This is a genomic window from Chloroflexota bacterium, assembly GCA_014360805.1.
Classification (GTDB): Bacteria; Chloroflexota; Anaerolineae; order DTLA01; family DTLA01; genus DTLA01.
Window position 1 is genome coordinate 1 of the sequence record JACIWU010000154.1, and the last position, 1,510, is coordinate 1,510.

Below are 1,510 nucleotides of genomic sequence, written 5' to 3' on the forward strand. Positions count from 1 at the left end.
AACCCGCCGCAGGAGATGACAGTTCGTCAACCACGCGCGGGGGTTTAGCCCCGCGCCGGTGATGCCAACCTCACCCTGGCCCTCTCCCGGCGAGAGAGGGGACGGATTCGCCTGTCCCTACACGATCCGACCCCCTCACGTTGCGCCGCGCTCGCAGTTGTCGTATAATTCTCGCAGTTCGCGCATGGAGGTCAGCGATGCGAATGCCACGGGCACCCCGCGCCCGCCTAGCCCTGATGCGCGCCGAGCGACTGCTCCGCGACGGCCAGTACTCCGACGCGCTGCCCATCTTCACCACACTGGCCCGTGAAGCGGAAGAACGCGGCCTCTACGAACCCGCCGCCAACGGCTTTCTCCAGGCGGCGCGGTGCCTGCTGGAACTAGGCCGCCCGCGCGAGGCGACCGATGAAACGTTGCACGCGATGAGCCTGCTGGCCCTGGCGGGGCGGGCCGACCGCATCCGTGCCGTCGCGGAGCGCGCCGCGGCGTTGCTTGCCGGGAGGGGCCACCCTGAACTGGCGGCCCGCCTGATCCAGGAGGCCAACACCCAGCCCGAACCGCCCCCAGGCCCGCCGCAGATCACGGAGCGCCAGTACGTGCGGGCCGCCGCGTTGGCCGCCCGCCTCCCCGACCGCTGCCCGTCCTGCGGCGCGCCGGTCATCCCCAGCGAACTCAAGTGGGCCGGCCCCGGTGTGGGTCAGTGCGCCTACTGCGGCAGCGTCATCAAGCCCACTCTGCCGCACACGGCCCACTAGGCGCGGTGCTCACGGCACAGGCTCCAGCCAGTTGGCCGCGGCCCAGCCCACCACGCCCTGGTCGTCCTGTACCTTCCACCACTGGTAGCCGTCGGCGCTCTGCGGGCCTTCCAGCACGGTGAACACGTGCCCATCCTCGGCGCGGGCCACGATGGCCGCGGTGGTCCCGGGCGCCTGGCGTATGTTCAATCTCGCCGCGCCGGTGCCCGTTACCCGCACCTTGCCCCCGACGGCGATGCCGGCGCTGGGCGCGCGGGTCGGCTCCGGCGTGTTCGTGGGCGCGACCGTCGGCTCCGACGTCGGCGGCACGGGGGGCAGGCCCGTGGGGAGCGGCGTTGTGGGCGTCGCCGTCGGCGTGGGCGTGTAGGCGGCGATTCCTCGCGACCCCAGGGATGGCGCGACGAAGCCGAACCACACAATGACGAAAGTCAGGACGGCGGCCAGGATCGCTACAGGCCACACCCACCACGGGAACAGCGCCCGCCGCGGGTGCAAATCTATGGCCTGCTTGCTCCACTTCGGGTTGGGCAGTTGGTCTATCTCTTTGGGATCCTCGTTGTACCGCATATCTCCTCCAAACAGAATCCTATCATCGCGAAGCGAAGCAATCGCACGCCCCCGCTGTCATTGCGAGCGAAGCGAAGCAATCCCACCCCCCGGAGATTGCTTCGGAAGCTGTGCGCCCTCGCAATGACACTCCCCATCAGTGATTGCGAGCGAAGCGAAGCAATCCCACCCCCCGGGGTATGCATAGG

2 protein-coding genes are annotated in these 1,510 nt (G+C 69.5%); one reads left to right on the forward strand and one right to left on the reverse strand.

What is annotated here, in order from left to right:
• Nucleotides 1–197: 197 nt before the first annotated feature.
• Nucleotides 198–755 carry a hypothetical protein gene (locus tag H5T65_14125; GenBank protein MBC7260365.1) on the forward strand — a complete coding sequence of 186 codons (558 nt, stop codon included), beginning with the start codon at nucleotides 198–200 and terminating at the stop codon, nucleotides 753–755.
• A 9-nt stretch (nucleotides 756–764) separates the two neighbouring features.
• Here H5T65_14125 and H5T65_14130 read toward each other — a convergent pair whose 3' ends face one another.
• Nucleotides 765–1,322, reverse strand: coding sequence for an SH3 domain-containing protein (locus tag H5T65_14130; GenBank protein MBC7260366.1), 558 nt, complete (start codon nucleotides 1,320–1,322; stop codon nucleotides 765–767).
• Nucleotides 1,323–1,510 lie beyond the last annotated feature (188 nt).

Excerpts from the sequence above, each read along its gene's own strand:
- H5T65_14125 (MBC7260365.1), top strand. The coding sequence starts at position 198 with ATGCGAATGCCACGGGCACCCCGCGCCCGCCTAGCCCTGATGCGCGCC.
- H5T65_14130 (MBC7260366.1), bottom strand. The coding sequence starts at position 1,322 with ATGCGGTACAACGAGGATCCCAAAGAGATAGACCAACTGCCCAACCCG.